Here is a 14527-nt window from a genome sequence, read left to right as displayed (position 1 = left end):
TTATGAAGTTCTATCAACCTTCAAAATGGATTCAAATTGGCATTATTGCTGCTGTAACAGCAATTGCTGCCCCTCAAGTGTTTGCTCAAGACGCTGGTACGCGTGTTGCAGTTGTGAACTCTGAGAAAGTATTTAACGAGTCTAATCTCGCTAAAGCAATGCAGACTCGTTTGCAGAATGAGTTTACAAAGCGTCAGAATGATTTGCGTGACAGCGCTCAAAAGATTAAGTCTGCTGCTGAAAAGTTAGACCGTGATGCTGCTGTGATGAATGAAGCAGAGCGTATTCGTCGTCAACGTGAATTGGCTGATCAGGATCGCGAATTGCAGCGTAAGCAACGTGAGTTCACCGAAGATCTCAATCAGCGCACTTTCGAAGAGCGCGCCAAGATTGCAGAAAAAGCAAATGCAGTATTAAAGCAAATTGCGGAACAAAGAAAAATTGATGTCATTGTTCAAGAAGCAGCTTATGTCAGTCCTAAGGCTGATGTGACCGATGATGTTATCAAGGCTTTAAATAGCCAGAAGTAAGTTTTATGCCGACCGCCATCGAGCTGGCCGAACAGTTTCAAGCAAGCTTGGTGGGGGAGGCTTCCCACGGATTTACGGGCCTCGCTCCATTGGAGCGAGCACAGTCCGACCAAATATCCTTTTTATCCAATCCGCTCTACCGCCAGCAGGCTAGCGAAAGCAATGCCGGAGCTTTGATTGTTGGTCAATCGGACCTCGAATTTTTACAAGCCAATCCTAGTGCCAATTCAACAAAGCGCGTGTATTTTGTTTCCAAAAATCCATATGCTACTTTTGCAAGAATGGCGCAACAATTCGCTAAAGCGAGCGGTCCAAAATACGAGCCAGGAATTCATGCTAGCGCGGTAATTGATTCAACTGCTACTGTTCCATCCTCATGTCATATTGGGCCGTTTGTACACATCGGTGCAGGTGTAAAACTTGGCGAGCGCGTTTCTATACTTGGCAACACTAGCGTTGCTAAAGATAGCGTTATTGCAAGCGATACGCTGATCTACCCATCTGCATCAATTTATTACGGCACTCAAATTGGTGAGCGCTGCATTATTCATAGTGGTGCAGTAATTGGTGCGGACGGTTTTGGCTTTGCTCCTGATTTTTCTGCAAAGGGTGGGGAGTGGGTCAAGATTCCACAGACAGGACGTGTTGTCATTGGTAATGACGTCGAGATCGGTGCATCAACCACCATTGATCGTGGCGCAATGAGTGATACGGTAATTGGCGCTGGTACCAAGATAGATAACCAGGTGCAAATAGCGCATAACGTCATCGTTGGCGCTTGCTGCGTAATAGCCGGTTGTGCAGCAATCTCTGGCAGTACTAAGATTGGTAATTTCTGCATCATTGGTGGCGCCGCCAACTTTGCAGGCCATTTGACAATTGCAGATAGAACCACGGTTTCTGGCAACACTTCGATAATTCGCTCCATTACAGAGCCTGGTCAGCATTTCACGGGCGTATACCCATCAATGCTCCACGGTGCGTGGGAGAAAAATGCTGCTATTTTGCGTGGTCTAGATAAAATACGTCAGCGCTTGCGCTTACTTGATAAGAATAAATCTTCAGAGTCTTAAGATTTTATAAATCTAAAATTAATATTTACTTTTCAGCGGGTCATTTATGAGCACACCAATCGCAATCGACATTAACAAGATTCTTAAATTGCTGCCGCATCGCTACCCGTTTTTATTGGTCGATCGTGTGCTAGAAATTTCCCCGCGTGAAAGTATTACTGCGTTAAAAAATGTCACGATGAACGAGCCATTCTTTCAGGGCCATTTTCCTGATTTTCCAGTGATGCCTGGAGTGCTGATTATTGAGGCCTTGGCTCAAACAGCAGCCCTACTCACTTTCTCTGAGGAACGCGCTGAGGATGCCATTTATTACTTTGCCGGCATTGATGGCGCACGCTTCAAAAAGCCTGTTTTACCTGGCGATCAGCTGATCATGACCGCTACATTAGAGCGGGGTCGTGCTGGTATTTACAAGTTTGCAGTTAAGGCAACTGTAGATGGTGAGATTGCTGCAGAAGCAAATATCACTTGTGCGGTACGTACGAAAGGCGCGTAATGACTCGGATTCATGCATCTGCCGTAGTGGACAGCAAGGCTGAGCTAGCTAGCGATGTTGAAGTTGGTCCTTATTCCGTAATCGGACCTAACGTCAAGATTGGTGCCGGAACGAAGGTTGGTTCTCATACCGTGATTGAGGGTTTTACAACCATAGGCAAAGAAAATAACTTTGCACACTTTGCTGCTATTGGTGGTCCTCCGCAGGATATGAAATACCGTGGCGAGCCAACCCAACTCATTATTGGTGACCGTAATACTGTCCGTGAGTTCACGACGATTCATACTGGCACATCACAGGATGAAGGCATAACCCGTATTGGCAATGACAACTGGATCATGGCTTATGTGCATATTGCTCATGATTGTCAGGTTGGTAATCACACAATCTTTTCAAGTAATGCCCAAGTTGCTGGCCATGTGCAAGTAAATGACTGGGCAATTATGGGCGGCATGTCTGGCGTGCATCAATTTGTTCGTATTGGTCAACATGCGATGTTGGGCGGTGCCTCTGCTTTAGTGCAAGATATTCCTCCGTTTGTGATTGCTGCTGGAGATAAGGCCTCCCCTCATGGAATTAACGTAGAAGGCTTAAAGCGTCGCGGATTCTCGAGCGAAACAATTTCTGCATTGCGCCAAGCTTATAAGGTTCTCTATAAGGATGGCCTGAGTTTCGAAGAGGCTAAAGTAGAAATTCAGAAGATGGTAGTTGCCTCTGCAGGTGATCCTGCAACTGCCGAGAAGCTTGCGCAGTTCCACGATTTTATTGCCGCCTCTACTCGCGGCATTATTCGGTAACGGAATTACTTTGCCAAAGTTAGCTTGTGTAGCTGGCGAACCTTCTGGCGATCTTTTAGCAGCGCCAGTCCTTAGCGCGCTAAATCAAATTCCAGATATGTCTGGTTTAGAGGTATACGGTATTGGCGGTCCTCGCATGCAAGCCGAAGGTATGCACTCTGACTGGCCTATGGAAACCTTGAGTGTGCGCGGTTATGTTGAAGCCATCAAGCAACTTCCAGCCATACTGAAGCTTCGCAAAGAGCTCATTCAAAATCTTCTCAACGAAGGTCGACCTGACGTCTACTTAGGAATTGATGCGCCAGACTTTAACTTAGGCGTTGAGTTGGAATTACGTAAGGCGGGTATCCCGACATTGCATTTTGTCTCGCCATCGATCTGGGCATGGCGAGCAGGGCGTATTAAGAAGATTTCACAAGCTGTTGAGCGCATGCTCTGCATCTTCCCATTCGAGACCGAAATCTATGACAAAGCAGGTGTAGCCTCGACTTATGTAGGGCATCCGTTGGCTAGCGAGATTCCGCTTGAGCCCAATGCCCACCAAGCCAGAGAAAAATTAAGCCTACATCTCAAAATACCTGCTGCATCTTTAGACGGATTGGTAGTGGCGGTCTTGCCTGGCAGTCGCGGTTCCGAGATCGAGCTTATTGCCCCTGTCTTTTTTGAAACCATGCAGTTATTGACCGAGAGATTAAAAGGTCAAAAACTTCACTTTTTAATTCCGGTGGCAACGCCACGCTTGCGTGAGCCGCTTGAGCAACTTTTGCTTAAGGCAAAGAATATCAATGCGGATATTCAGATTCGTTTGTTGGATGGCATGGCCGATGAGGTGCTTGAGGCATCCGATGTTGTACTCATTGCCAGCGGTACGGCCACATTACAAGCAGCCTTATGGAAAAAGCCGATGGTGATTTCGTATAAGGTACCTTGGTTAACTGCGCAAATCATGAAGCGTCAAGGCTATTTGCCTTATGTGGGTCTACCAAATATCCTTTGTGGAGAGTTTGTTGTCCCTGAACTTTTGCAGAATGAAGCAACTCCTGAAAAATTAGCAAATGCACTTCAAGATTGGCTAGATAATCCGATGAAGGTTGCCAAACTCAAAGAGCGTTTCGCGCAGATGCATGAAACTTTACGTCGTCCTACTGGCCTATTGGTTGCGCAAGCCGTGGCACAAACAATCGCCAATAATCGCAATAAGCAAGTAAGCGCATGAGCCTCATTTGGGTCTGTGGTGTTGATGAGGCGGGGCGTGGACCATTAGTGGGCGCTGTAGTAGCTGGCGCTGTAGTGCTCGATCCCAATAATCCGATTGAAGGATTAAAAGACTCCAAGAAATTAACTGCTGCTCGTCGCGAATATCTCTATGAGCAAATTATGCAAAAGGCAAAAGCCTGGGGTGTGGGCGAAGCTAGCCCGCTAGAGATTGACCAGATCAATATCCTGCAGGCTACGATGTTAGCAATGCGTAGGGCAATTGAAGATCTCACCACTCGCTTAGGCGCATGGCCTGATAAAGCGTTGATTGATGGTAATCGCTGCCCAGAGTTGCCAATTGCTGCGGAAGCAATTGTGAAGGGTGACTCTAAAGAGCCGGCCATATCCGCAGCTTCAATTGTGGCAAAAGTGACGCGTGATCGTCAGATGATGTCACTACATGAGCTTCACCCAGAATATGGGTTCGCACAGCATATGGGGTATCCAACAGAAGCTCATTTTGCAGCCCTCAAGCAATATGGCGCATGTGATCAGCATAGAAGAAGCTTTTCGCCGGTGCGTAAAGTGCTTGAATCGATTGAAAATTAAGTTATAAATAAGTTATGAACTTTGATCTCATTACCTCCAAGGAGAATCCTTTATTTAAGGAGGTTCGCAACCTGCAAGCCACAGGCTCTAAAGGGCTGAAGGCTAGGCTAGCTAGTGGTCAAGCTTTATTGGAGGGTATTCATCTTGTACAAACCTGGGTAGGTGATCCAGCGCTAAAGACTTTGCTTACTTCAGAAATCGGTCTAAAGAATATTGAAATCTCTCAAGCCGTCTACGAACATCTCGAGATTTGCCCTGAGACCAAAGTATTTCAGTTGGATAGCGCCCTCTGGGACTTACTTTCAGATTTAGTGAATGCGCCGCATATTGCAGGATTGTTAGACCTACCTAAATCGACTCTCGCAACACCGCAATCGATTCCAACTCTTAATGGCGATGTAGTGATATTGGATCGAGTGCAAGATGCCGGAAACGTAGGATCAATTTTGCGCACTGCGGCTGCGGCTGGATTTACTCAAGTGATTGCATTATCTGGTTGCGCTCATCTTTGGTCTACCAAGGTACTACGCGCTGGCATGGGGGCACACCGCTTGCTTGATCTTTATGAAGGTTGGTCTAATCAGCAAGTATTGAGTGCGGTAACCGCGCAATTACTGGCAACTACAGCCGATGCAGAACATGATCTATATTCCCTAAAAAAGGATCTGCTGCATCCAGTTGCCTGGGTGATGGGTAGCGAAGGGCAGGGAGTTTCAGGGGATCTGCTTGCTCAGGCTAAAGGTGTATCCATCCCAATTGACCCAAGGGTAGAGTCTCTCAATGTCTCAACGGCAGCAGCCGTGTGTTTATTCGAGACGATGCGTGTAAGGCGAATTTAGTTCGACCTTAAAGCATCAACCCAAGATTGTTTTATCTGACTTAATTGCTTGAAGAACGGTAGTAGCAATCTCTTCAATGGATTTACTGGTTGTGAGCACCCAAGGGATGGATTGTTTTTTCATCATCGCCGTTGCTTCATTAATTTCATAACGACAGTTTTCAAGCTTGGCGTAATTGCTACCAGGTCTGCGCTCATTGCGAATTTCTGAGAGTCGTTCAGCATCAATCATCAGCCCAAAGATCTTCTGACGATAGGGCACTAAATCCTTGGGTAGCTGTCCCCGTTCAAAGTCTTCCGGAATAAGGGGATAGTTTGCTGCCTTGAGGCCGTATTGCATTGCAAGGTACAAGCTCGTAGGAGTTTTCCCAACTCTGGAGATGCCAATGAGGATGACATCAGCCTCAGCTAAGTTTTGATTGGATTGGCCATCGTCATGGGCTAATGAGTAATTAATCGCCTCTATACGGTTCTTATAGGCTTCGGTATCCGCATTGTGGTGAAGCCGGTTCATGGCATGGGTGGATTTCATGCCGAGGGCTTCCTCGAGAGGGGCTACAAAAGTCTGGAACATATCGAGGATGAGGCCGTTTGCCTTCCCTACGATGGCATTCAGCTCGGAATTCACCAAAGTGGTGAAAACAATGGGTTGAACCCCATATTTGCTTGCTGCTTGATTAATGCTACTGACGGCGTCATGGGCTTTGTCAATGCTATCCACGAATGGCACTCGAATATGCTTAAAAGTGGCCTCAAATTGAGCCAAAATCGACTGGCTGAAGTTCTCGGCGGTAATGCCGGTACCGTCAGAAACGATAAAAACAATGCGGGTTTCGTTAGACATAGATTTAGCTTAAAAGTCGGGGTCAGCACTACAATAGAATCATATTAAAGCATGCCCCATATAAGGTGGCCGCTACACCAGTTTCCTTATCTTTAGAGAGTATTTTATGTCCAACCAACAGCAACAAAATAGCAGTATGGCTGATGCCTATGTTTTGCCTTTTGAGCAACTTCGCATGACGGATGTTGAATCCGTCGGCGGTAAGAATGCCTCACTAGGAGAAATGATTTCTCAGTTAGCTTCTACTGGGGTTCGTGTTCCAACTGGTTTTGCTACCACTGCATTGGCATTCCGTGATTTTCTAAAACATAACAATCTGACTGAGCGTATTCAACAGCGTTTAGAGGGTTTAAATATTGATGATGTACGTGCATTAGCACAAGCTGGTGCAGAGATTCGTAACTGGATCGAAACAGCGCCATTTCAACCAAAATTAGATGAAGAGATTCGCAAGGCATTTGCAGTTTTGGATGACTCTGGTAAAGGCTCATTCGCAGTGCGTTCATCAGCTACTGCTGAAGACTTACCTGATGCTTCTTTTGCGGGCCAACAAGAGACATTCTTGAACGTCGAGGGTATTGATGATGTTCTCAAGAAGATTCGTGAAGTATTTGCCTCGCTTTATAACGATCGTGCGATCTCCTACCGTGTTCATAAGGGCTTTGCACATGCTGAAGTAGCCTTATCTGCTGGTATCCAGCGCATGGTGCGTTCTGACCTTGGTGCTGCAGGCGTGATGTTCACATTGGATACTGAATCTGGATTTGAAGATGTGGTTTTCATTACTTCAAGCTATGGCTTAGGCGAGACAGTAGTGCAGGGCGCAGTTAACCCTGATGAGTTCTATGTATTCAAAACCACTTTAGCTCAGGACAAGAAGGCAATCATTCGTCGCTCTTTAGGTTCTAAGTTGATTCAAATGCAGTTTGCGCCTAAGGGCTCTGCAGAAAAAGTGCAGACAGTCGATGTCTCTCCAGAGAAGCGTAACCGCTTCTCATTAGAGGATGCCGATATTACTGAGTTGGCAAAATACGCCATGATCATTGAGAAGCACTATGGTCGTCCGATGGACATCGAGTGGGGTAAAGATGGTCAAGATGGTCGCATCTATATCCTTCAGGCGCGTCCTGAGACCGTAAAGAGTCAAGCTGCTGGCCAAGTAGAGATGCGCTACAAGTTAAAAGGTAGCTCAAAGGTATTGGCAAAAGGCCGTGCGATCGGTCAAAAGATTGGTGCTGGTCCAGTACGCATCATTCGTGACCCAAGCGAAATGGATCGTGTTCAGCCTGGTGACGTATTGGTTGCAGACATGACTGATCCGAACTGGGAGCCAGTCATGAAGCGTGCTTCTGCGATTGTGACTAACCGTGGTGGTCGTACCTGTCACGCTGCGATTATTGCTCGTGAATTAGGTGTGCCTGCGGTTGTTGGTTGTGGTGATGCGACTGAGCATTTGCAAGACGGCATGATGGTGACAGTTTCTTGCGCAGAGGGTGATGAAGGCCATATCTATGATGGCTTGATCGAAACCGAAGTTACTGAAGTTTCTCGTGGTGTATTGCCAGAGATTCCAGTAAAGATCACCATGAATATTGGTAATCCTCAATTAGCATTTGATTTCTGTCAAATTCCAAATGCTGGAGTTGGCTTAGCTCGTCTCGAGTTCATTATTAACAACTACATTGGCGTGCATCCACGTGCAGTATTGGAGTACCCAAACATTGACCCAGATCTCAAGCGTGCAGTTGAGAGTGTGGCCCGCGGCTATGCCAGCCCACGTCAGTTTTATGAAGATAAGTTGGTTGAAGGTGTGGCAACTATTGCTGCAGCCTTCTATCCAAAGCCAGTAATCGTTCGTTTGTCAGACTTCAAATCTAACGAGTACAAGAAGTTGATTGGCGGATCACGTTACGAGCCAGACGAAGAGAATCCAATGTTGGGTTTCCGCGGTGCATCACGTTATGTATCAGAAGACTTCGGCGAGGCTTTTGCTCTAGAGTGCGCAGCAATGAAGCGTGTTCGTGAAGATATGGGCTTGGATAACGTTGAGATCATGGTTCCGTTTGTGCGTACGATCAAGCAAGCTGAGCGTGTGATCAATATGATGGAAAAGTTCGGCCTCAAGCGCGGCGTGAATGGCTTACGTCTCATCATGATGTGCGAGATCCCATCCAATGCTATTTTGGCTGATCAGTTCCTCGAGTACTTTGATGGCTTCTCTATCGGTTCAAATGATATGACTCAGCTAACTTTGGGTCTAGATCGTGACTCTGGTATGGAATTGCTGGCAATCGACTTTGATGAGCGTGATCCAGCAGTGGAGTTCATGATTGCCCGTTCCATTGATGCATGCCGTAAGCAAAACAAGTACGTTGGCATTTGCGGTCAGGGTCCTTCAGATCACCCAGACTTTGCGCGTTGGTTGGTTGAGAAGGGCATTACTTCCATCTCATTAAATCCAGATAGCGTAGTAGCTACTTGGGAGATGTTGGGTAAGAACTTAAAAGCCTAATAACGGTTCAAGAAGTAAAAGTAAAAAGGCCTAGATTCTTCTAGGCCTTTTTGTTTGGTGAAACAGGAGAGTGTTGCAGCTGTTTATTTTGCTTTTACCTTGGCGCTAGTTTTCTTAACTGGCTTCTTGGCGATTGGAGGCGCTACTTTTATTTTTGATTTTGCTGGCTGGCGATTAATGGGAACTGCACCCATCTTTTTGGCCGGTGCTGAAATTGCGCTCGACTTATTGGCGCCACTCCAGCTTGGTTCTGAAATTGAGTTAAACGCTGCTCGCAGTTTTTCGCCCCAAAGCTGATGAATCATCTGGAAGTAGGGGTTAGACTCATCCATCGTTACTAGCTTATTGGCTTTGAGAGAGTTCTTCTCATAAACGAGCAAGTCAAGCGGCAGACCTACAGAAATATTACTGTTGAGAGTGGAGTCCATGGAGATTAAGGCGCACTTGGTTGCAAGATTCAATGAGGTGTTGAAGTTCAACACTCTATCTAGAATCGGCTTGCCATACTTAGATTCGCCAATCTGGAAGTAACAAGTCTCAGGTGTAGCTTCAATAAAGTTTCCGGCTGAGTAGATATTAAATAGTCGGGGTCTTTCACCTTTAACTTGTCCGCCAAAAATGAGATTGCAGTTAAAGTCAATTCCTGCTTTTTCTAATGCCCTATGGTCGCGCTCGTATACTTGTTTAATCGCATCGCCAATAACAACGGCGGCATCATGCGTGTTTTCAGCAGTCCAAAGATTCTTCCCATTCAAGAGCTGCCCTTGTAGGAGAATTTCTTTAACGGCTTGCGTGATGGCGAGATTACCGGCGCTCATCAGGGTGAAGAAACGATCCTTTTCTTGGAACAAGGTCATTTTTCTGAAGGTGCCGATTTGATCTACGCCTGCATTAGTGCGGGTATCCGACAAAAATACAAGGCCATCTTTCAGGCAAAGCCCAACACAGTACGTCATTCTCTAACCCTCTTCATTATTTCTGGTGATTATCTCTTAAAAACCAGATGGGCTAGCTCAGCTGTTGAATGGAGATATTGGCGCTCAGTTCTTCGCCACCGCCCCCGGTGCGCACCCCTTTTACAGGGGCTGCGGAGTAGTAGTCGCGACCTACCGCTAGCCTGATGTGACGCGAATCAATAAGGCAGGCATGGGTGATATCAACGCTCGTCCAAATACCTTTTTCAATGTCGCTGCAAAAGTCTATCCATGCATGACTTGCAAGATTTGGGGATTCTTCTGCAAAGAAATAGCCACTGACATATCGAGCTGGTATTCCAGAGGCTCGACATAGGCTCAGCATAATATGGGCATGATCTTGGCAGACACCAGATTTCATGGCAAAAGATTGCGCAGCAGTGGTGGCAAAGTTAGTCTGTCCTGGGGTATACACAATCAAACCTTGAACTGCCTCAGCGAGTTTAAGTACTTGATCAACAGAATTTTTCTTTGGCAGGCTGTATGAGAAATACTCCAACATGGCATCTGTTGGCTCGGTTAGATTGGTTTGCTGCAAAAGGTAATAAGGGGAAACTGATTTAGCATCATCAATGAACTCAAAAGCATCCTGCGTATGAACTTCACCCTCAGCCTCAAGCATCATCGAGGTATAGGGAGTCTCTTGCACAAAGACGCTGCATACGTTCCCGAAGGTATCAATGGAGTTGGATGCCTTAATCGGAGTGCTAATCTTCCACTTATCAATCTGCTGGCCTGCGACGGCCGGTGGAGTCAAGCGTAATTCCTGAATGGAGTAACGCACAGGCGTTTCATAGCGATATTCAGTGCGGTGGCGGATCTTTAGGTGCATATATTCTTTGGTGAAGTCTTAAGCAACCGCTAACGGGATGAGGTATGCATTACTAAATTCATCAGCAATGTGATTAATGCGCTCCAAGAAAGACTCAATATATTCTTCTAAGCCTTGCTCAAAAACCTCATCGATATCGGAGTAATCCATGCTTGCTTTGAGTTTGCCGAGTAAGCGTTCAATTTCTTTGGATTGCTGATTCTTTACCTCTGAAATAAGGGGAATGAGTTCATTTACGCAGCACACCAGGGAGCGCGGCATTTGTTTATTAAAGATCAGTAGCTCGGCAACTTGTTTTGGCGTTACCTGGTCTGAATAGATCTGACGATAGATTTCAAAAGCGGATACCGAACGGAGCAATGCAGCCCAGTGATAGAAATCAAAGAATTCCCCATCAGTACCTTCGTCTGACGATTTATTGGCGCCAAGCACCTTTAGGGTTGCTTGATCTTCATATTTGGTTTCTAGAATACGGGCAGTGTTATCCGCGCGCTCCAGCAGCGTTCCAACGCTAATGAAGTAGAAGGCCTCGTTCTTAAGCATCGTGCCATAGAGAACGCCTCTAAAGAGGTGGCAGCGATGTTTAACCCACTCCAGAAGGCGACTGGGGTCAGCTTGATGTCTCGCTTCTAGGATGCGCTGTAGTTCAAGCCAGGTAGTGTTCTGGGTTTCCCAAACTTCGGAAGTAATCTTGCCGCGAATGACGCGCGCATTCTCACGGGCGGCATACAAACATGACACGATGCTGGAGGGATTGCTGGTTTCATAAATCATGAAATCCAGTACATTCTCGCGATTGATCACATCATATTTGCTTAGAAAGGCTTCTTCTAATTTAGAAATCGTCAGCAATTTTTTCCAGCTTTGTTCTAAAAACTCAGCAGGCTGCGGAAGGAGGGATGTCTGATGGTTTACGTCGAGCATGCGGGCAGTATTCTCTGCGCGCTCGGTATAGCGAGCCATCCAATAAAGACAATCAGCGGTACGACTAAGCATGTTTACTCTTTCCTTATTTCTCTAGCACCCAGGTGTCTTTAGTTCCGCCACCTTGCGAGGAGTTCACTACTAAAGAGCCTTCTTTGAGAGCAACCCTGGTCAATCCACCTGGCACCATCTTGATGGTTTTGCCTGACAGCACAAAGGGTCTTAAATCGATATGTCTTGGGGCAATACCTGACTCAACAAAAGTGGGGCAAGTAGAAAGAGCCAGTGTGGGTTGAGCAATGTATTTATCTGGATTGGCGATGAGATGTGTTCTAAATTCTTCAATCTCTGCTTTAGTGGAGGCTGGACCCACTAACATGCCATAGCCGCCAGCACCATGAGTGAGTTTAACTACCAACTTCTCTAAATTTGCTAAGGTATATGCAAGATCATCGGTCTTACGACACTGGAAGGTTGGTACATTATTCAGAATCGGTTTTTCACCAAGATAAAACTCAATCATCTCGGGCACATAGGGGTAAATTGATTTGTCATCAGCTATACCCGTTCCAATTGCATTGGCTAATGTCACATTGCCAGCGCGATGCGCGGACAGCAGTCCCGCAACACCCAAGGTGGAGTCAGAGCGAAACGCCAATGGATCTAAGAAGTCATCATCGACACGGCGGTAGATCACATCGACTCTCTCAGGGCCCTGGGTAGTGCGCATAAAGACTTGTTCGTTCTTAACAAATAAGTCCTTACCTTCAACCAACTCAACGCCCATCTGCTGAGCAAGATAGCTGTGCTCAAAGTAAGCAGAGTTATACATCCCGGGGGTTAGTACAACTACGTTTGGTTTTTTAACATCATCGGGTTTTACGGACTTAAGACATTCCAGTAAAAGATCGGGGTAGTGCTCAACTGGCGCAATGCGATATTTTTGGAAGAGGTCGGGAAAGAGTCGCATCATCATCTTGCGATCTTCAACCATATATGAAACGCCAGACGGAACGCGTAAGTTATCTTCTAATACGTAGAACTCGCCTTCACCAGCGCGCACGATATCAATACCAGCAATTTGTGCGTAGATATCACGCGGCACACTCACATTGCGCATCTCTGGACGATATTGCGCGTTGTTATAAATCTGTTCGGCAGGAACAATCCCTGCTTTAATGATTTCTTCATCGTGATACACGTCATAGATGAAGCGATTGAGTGCTTTAACGCGTTGGCGTAAACCTGCTTCAAGTTGCTCCCACTCTTTAGCGGTAAAGATTCGAGGCACTTGATCAAAAGGAATGGTTCTTTCTGAACCTAGGTCGTCACCATAGACGGCAAAAGTAATGCCTACTCGTCTAAAGATGAGGTCGGCTTCAGCGCGCTTGAGACCCATAAGGGTGTCACTTTGCTGTTTTAACCAGTTGTGAAAGATTTGGTAGTGGGGACGCGCTTTGCCTGCGGCGTCGAGCATTTCGTCAAAAGGCAATTTCATAGTTACAAAACTAATGCCTTTATAAAAGCTGATACGAATGATTTGAAGCGGCTTGGTGCTGTACTGCACCAGAAAGGTGCATAAATGCTCAGGTACTAGCTTTCAGGCCAGTCTAACCCAGTTTTTGGGAAGTTAAGCGTTTAAATCGCCTCTGGCAATCCGCCCCTTTTGTACTTCCCACTCACGTTCTTTCGTGGCCGCACGTTTGTCATGCTGCTTTTTGCCTCTGGCAAGGCCAATTTCGCACTTCACGTTCCCTTTGGAAAAGTGCAGGTTTAGTGGGACAAGGGTGTAGCCCTTTTGCTCTACTTTCCCTATAAGCTTGCGGATCTCAATAGCGTTGAGAAGTAGTTTTCTGGTGCGGGTGTTATCAGGCACGATATGGGTAGAGGCTGATAGGAGTGGGGTGATATGGCAGCCAATCAGGAATAGCTCCGCCTTGCGAATGACAACATACGCTTCCTTGATGTGCACGCGACCTGCGCGGATGGCTTTTACTTCCCAGCCTTCCAGTACAAGCCCTGCCTCAAAGCGCTCCTCGATAAAATAATCAAAGAAGGCTTTTTTGTTATCGACGATACTCATATTTATTTAGCTCTCAAGAACGATTATGGCAGACGTCTACAAGACCGTTTTAATTGGCCAATCAGCCGACCGCATGTATGGCTTGGTGACAGATGTTGCCCGCTATCCTGAGTTTCTACCGTGGTGTGGCGGCGTGGAAATTTTTGAGCAAACAGAGACTGTGCTCGACGCCAAAATCAATATTCATTTCAAGGGAATTACCCAGTACTTTCATACTCGAAACGTGAACCATCGCCCAGAAACCATCGATATGGTCTTTGTAGATGGTCCGTTTAAGCATTTTTCGGGGCAGTGGAACTTTATCCCTTTGCGAGAAGACGCCTGTAAGGTGGAGTTCAAACTCCATTGGGAGTTTAAGAGCGCCATCCTAGATAAGATTATCGGCCCCGTCTTTGGCCACATAGCCGGTACCTTTGTGGATTGTTTTGTTAAGCGCGCTGAAGAGCTGTATGGCTGAGCGCATCATCAATCTATTTCTCTGTGATGCTAGGCAGGGGGAGCCAGTGCTCAAGCCGTTTCAGCTGCATCTGGACCAAGGTCAGTCAGCTACGGTAGGGTTGGCGCTAGTCAAGGCCGGTATTGCGACTGGATCCGATGACCCAGTTTTGGCTAGAAAGGGCTGCTTTGGGGTCTTTGGGAAGCGCAAGGACTGGGATAGCCCTATTTACAACAATGATCGCCTGGAGCTTTATTCACCCCTATTAATAGACCCGAAGACGGTTCGGCGCAAAAAGGCCAACCAGAACCAGGATGCCAAATTCCAGGCTGCCGCAGCTAAAAGAAAGGCTAGGAGGCTATAATCGGTTTTTGCGACTAGG

At 46.5% G+C, this 14527-nt stretch carries 16 protein-coding genes; 10 read left to right on the top strand and 6 right to left on the bottom strand.

Going from position 1 to position 14527, the window contains the following annotated elements; genetic code table 11:
* Window positions 1-2 precede the first annotated feature (2 nt).
* Genes ICN19_RS01815 through ICN19_RS01785 form a run of 7 tightly spaced genes read left to right on the top strand, consistent with a single transcriptional unit; the run spans window position 3 to window position 5541 of the window.
* Window positions 3-530 (top strand): OmpH family outer membrane protein, encoded by a 528-nt coding sequence (locus ICN19_RS01815; protein WP_216245257.1) that lies wholly within the window; start codon window positions 3-5, stop codon window positions 528-530.
* Between the two features lie 5 nt (window positions 531-535).
* The gene (lpxD, locus tag ICN19_RS01810; protein WP_216245256.1) at window positions 536-1603 is read left to right on the top strand and encodes a UDP-3-O-(3-hydroxymyristoyl)glucosamine N-acyltransferase; all 1068 of its coding nucleotides are present in this window, start codon (window positions 536-538) and stop codon (window positions 1601-1603) included.
* A 46-nt stretch (window positions 1604-1649) separates the two neighbouring features.
* On the top strand, window positions 1650-2099 hold the full coding sequence (gene fabZ, locus ICN19_RS01805; RefSeq protein WP_068322521.1) for a 3-hydroxyacyl-ACP dehydratase FabZ: 450 nt from the start codon (window positions 1650-1652) through the stop codon (window positions 2097-2099).
* Entirely contained in the window at window positions 2099-2896 is a 798-nt protein-coding gene (lpxA, locus tag ICN19_RS01800) for an acyl-ACP--UDP-N-acetylglucosamine O-acyltransferase (protein WP_216245254.1), read from the top strand. Before fabZ ends, lpxA begins: the two co-directional genes overlap by 1 nt.
* A gap of 4 nt (window positions 2897-2900) precedes the next feature.
* Complete coding sequence (gene lpxB, locus ICN19_RS01795) at window positions 2901-4112, top strand: lipid-A-disaccharide synthase (protein WP_216245998.1); 1212 nt, start codon at window positions 2901-2903, stop codon at window positions 4110-4112.
* The gene (rnhB, locus tag ICN19_RS01790; RefSeq protein ID WP_216245253.1) at window positions 4109-4702 is read left to right on the top strand and encodes a ribonuclease HII; all 594 of its coding nucleotides are present in this window, start codon (window positions 4109-4111) and stop codon (window positions 4700-4702) included. The genes lpxB and rnhB overlap by 4 nt, the downstream gene beginning before the upstream one ends.
* A 14-nt stretch (window positions 4703-4716) precedes the next feature.
* Window positions 4717-5541: an RNA methyltransferase gene (locus ICN19_RS01785; protein ID WP_216245251.1), complete on the top strand. Its 825-nt coding sequence runs from the start codon at window positions 4717-4719 to the stop codon at window positions 5539-5541.
* Window positions 5542-5556: 15 nt separating this feature from the next.
* Here the strand turns inward: ICN19_RS01785 and ICN19_RS01780 are convergent, their stop codons facing one another.
* Entirely contained in the window at window positions 5557-6384 is an 828-nt protein-coding gene (locus ICN19_RS01780) for a pyruvate, water dikinase regulatory protein (RefSeq protein ID WP_216245249.1), read from the bottom strand.
* Between the two features lie 106 nt (window positions 6385-6490).
* On the opposite strand from ICN19_RS01780, the gene ppsA reads away from it, so the two are divergent.
* Window positions 6491-8896, top strand: a complete 2406-nt coding sequence (gene ppsA / locus ICN19_RS01775; protein ID WP_255536902.1) for a phosphoenolpyruvate synthase — start codon at window positions 6491-6493, stop codon at window positions 8894-8896.
* An 83-nt stretch (window positions 8897-8979) separates the two neighbouring features.
* Here the strand turns inward: ppsA and ICN19_RS01770 are convergent, their stop codons facing one another.
* From ICN19_RS01770 to smpB, 5 genes are all read right to left on the bottom strand, one after another.
* Window positions 8980-9852 (bottom strand): peptidase, encoded by an 873-nt coding sequence (locus ICN19_RS01770; protein ID WP_216245247.1) that lies wholly within the window; start codon window positions 9850-9852, stop codon window positions 8980-8982.
* A 52-nt stretch (window positions 9853-9904) separates the two neighbouring features.
* Entirely contained in the window at window positions 9905-10702 is a 798-nt protein-coding gene (locus ICN19_RS01765) for a transglutaminase family protein (protein WP_216245245.1), read from the bottom strand.
* Between the two features lie 18 nt (window positions 10703-10720).
* The gene (locus ICN19_RS01760) at window positions 10721-11698 is read right to left on the bottom strand and encodes an alpha-E domain-containing protein (RefSeq protein WP_216245244.1); all 978 of its coding nucleotides are present in this window, start codon (window positions 11696-11698) and stop codon (window positions 10721-10723) included.
* A gap of 13 nt (window positions 11699-11711) precedes the next feature.
* Window positions 11712-13124, bottom strand: a complete 1413-nt coding sequence (locus tag ICN19_RS01755) for a circularly permuted type 2 ATP-grasp protein (RefSeq protein WP_216214219.1) — start codon at window positions 13122-13124, stop codon at window positions 11712-11714.
* A gap of 132 nt (window positions 13125-13256) precedes the next feature.
* Window positions 13257-13709, bottom strand: coding sequence for an SsrA-binding protein SmpB (gene smpB / locus ICN19_RS01750; protein ID WP_068321829.1), 453 nt, complete (start codon window positions 13707-13709; stop codon window positions 13257-13259).
* 25 nt (window positions 13710-13734) lie between these two features.
* On the opposite strand from smpB, the gene ICN19_RS01745 reads away from it, so the two are divergent.
* Entirely contained in the window at window positions 13735-14166 is a 432-nt protein-coding gene (locus tag ICN19_RS01745; RefSeq protein ID WP_215348746.1) for a type II toxin-antitoxin system RatA family toxin, read from the top strand.
* Window positions 14159-14509 carry an RnfH family protein gene (locus ICN19_RS01740; protein WP_216245242.1) on the top strand — a complete coding sequence of 117 codons (351 nt, stop codon included), beginning with the start codon at window positions 14159-14161 and terminating at the stop codon, window positions 14507-14509. Before ICN19_RS01745 ends, ICN19_RS01740 begins: the two co-directional genes overlap by 8 nt.
* Window positions 14510-14527: the final 18 nt, after the last annotated feature.

This window comes from Polynucleobacter sp. AP-Capit-er-40B-B4 (assembly GCF_018882245.1).
In the GTDB taxonomy this organism is placed as follows: domain Bacteria; phylum Pseudomonadota; class Gammaproteobacteria; order Burkholderiales; family Burkholderiaceae; genus Polynucleobacter.
The sequence above is the reverse complement of the archived record's forward strand: the minus strand, read 5'-3'. Positions and strand labels throughout refer to the sequence as shown.